This window comes from Kocuria nitroreducens, from assembly GCF_042879195.1.
GTDB lineage: Bacteria > Actinomycetota > Actinomycetes > Actinomycetales > Micrococcaceae > Kocuria > Kocuria nitroreducens.
Map to the genome: position 1 here is coordinate 1 of NZ_JBHZTC010000064.1, position 1,618 is coordinate 1,618.

The following is a 1,618-nucleotide window of genomic DNA, read 5'->3' on the forward strand; positions in this document are numbered from 1 at the left end:
CTGGCCCTCAGCGCCTGACCACCCCAAGAATCACGCGGGGACTGCGTTACACCACGCAAATGGACTTGACCATCAGGTGAGGTTGCAAAGGGGAATGACCTACCACAGATATGTACGCACCGCGTCCTGCACCCGATGCGTTGCACCACGCGTTGGTTGCAAGACTTGGTCCGGTGCGAAGCAATGTGCGCTCTAACGCCGGCTTGAATGCTTGACCTCCTGGTGATGTCAGGGACACCTGACGATGTCAGGGTTTCATGGCAACCCGGAGGAGGATGTGCTCGAGCACGATGGAAAGCAGGGCGTGACGGCGCCGCACGCGGCATGGGATCTAGGGGCAGCTCTGGCCGATCACTCTATGCCGGTGGGCGACCGTGACGGGGTGGCTGTGGCCCAGTGCCTGCGCATGGCCGCTGATGCGTGGGCGGCCGCGAAGACCGAGGAAGCCGTAGACCTCGCTCCGGAGCGAGTGAAGTTTCTGCGCCCGTTGGAGCGCGGGGCCGGCGTGGCGCTCCATGATGCTGTGGAGGGAGTCCGGGGGAGCGGGGTGTCCTGGGCAGGAGTTGGCTGGGCGTTGAGCACCTCCCGGCAGAGTGCCTACGAACGGTTCACCGACTGACACTGCATCTGATCGGGACTCGTCGATGGGCAATTCTGAGTCTTGGGGGCTCTCGGCTCTTCTGCGTGTCTTGCAGTTCAGGTGTTATGAGCCGGTTTGATTGCAAGACATGGCATCGACGTTGTCGAGTAGGCTGCGGTGACCAGATGAGCTGATTCCGTGCAGGTCAGTGTACACAGGTGGGTCTTATCTGCTGTTCCTCCGTCCCAGCTACATGATGGTTGGCCTGACAACCGCATTGGAAATCCGGGCGAGTATGGTCTCACGCTCTTGGGTAGCGGCACTCAACGATGGAATTCAATGCGGTGTATGTTTTCAAGTTTGATTTCGACTGGACCGAGTTCATTCTGAGCCAAGACCGGGCAGTTCCATGTGTGGATGGGGTCCGTCAGTTCTCTTCCATCCAGCAGTGCAACTATTCCATCGGCGCTTGCGTTGTTGGTATAGATGGCATCGAACTGGATGCTGCGCACAATTTCCAGGCTGATTTTTCGGCCATTTTCGAAAGCAAGAGTTTTGGTGTCGCAGGCTAGACCCACTGTCGCCGCTTTGACTGTCGTTCTGGTCCCATCATGGCGCACTAAATCGGCGGTAGCCTGATTCCACGGAATATAGTCTGACGTATCCGTGGACGGTGTCGTCGCCGCCTCTGGCCCTGGCTGTCCACCGTTTTCTCCACCAGGGGTGTTGGCGGCGTCCTGCGTCGTGCCCGATTGCTGGCTGTCACTTCCCCACTCAATAACGTCATTCTGAATCAGAACACCCAAAAGCCCACCGGCTGCGGTCACGAGAGCTGCGACAGCAGTGATCATTCCGGGTGCCGTGTGCCAGAAACCCTTCGCAGTCTCAGCCATGGCGACCACCCCCATGTAAGTGAGGACTATCGTATGGCCACCGAGGCGGGTAGGAGCACTAGTGGCCCGTATTCGAAGTCGTTGAGCGGTTGGCTTTCTTGAGGATTTCGGTGCTGGTCTTGGTCCACACGAACGGGTGACAGCG

Annotated in this window: 1 protein-coding gene; it reads right to left on the bottom strand. The window is 58.8% G+C overall.

The genetic code is table 11. From position 1 onward, the window contains the following. Positions 1–903: 903 nt before the first annotated feature. Entirely contained in the window at positions 904–1,473 is a 570-nt protein-coding gene (locus ACFYE1_RS17350) for a hypothetical protein (protein ID WP_387745762.1), read from the bottom strand. Positions 1,474–1,618 lie beyond the last annotated feature (145 nt).

Bases quoted from the DNA above. Each gene is read 5' to 3' on its own strand.
- ACFYE1_RS17350 (WP_387745762.1), bottom strand. From the start codon at position 1,473: ATGGCTGAGACTGCGAAGGGTTTCTGGCACACGGCACCCGGAATGATC.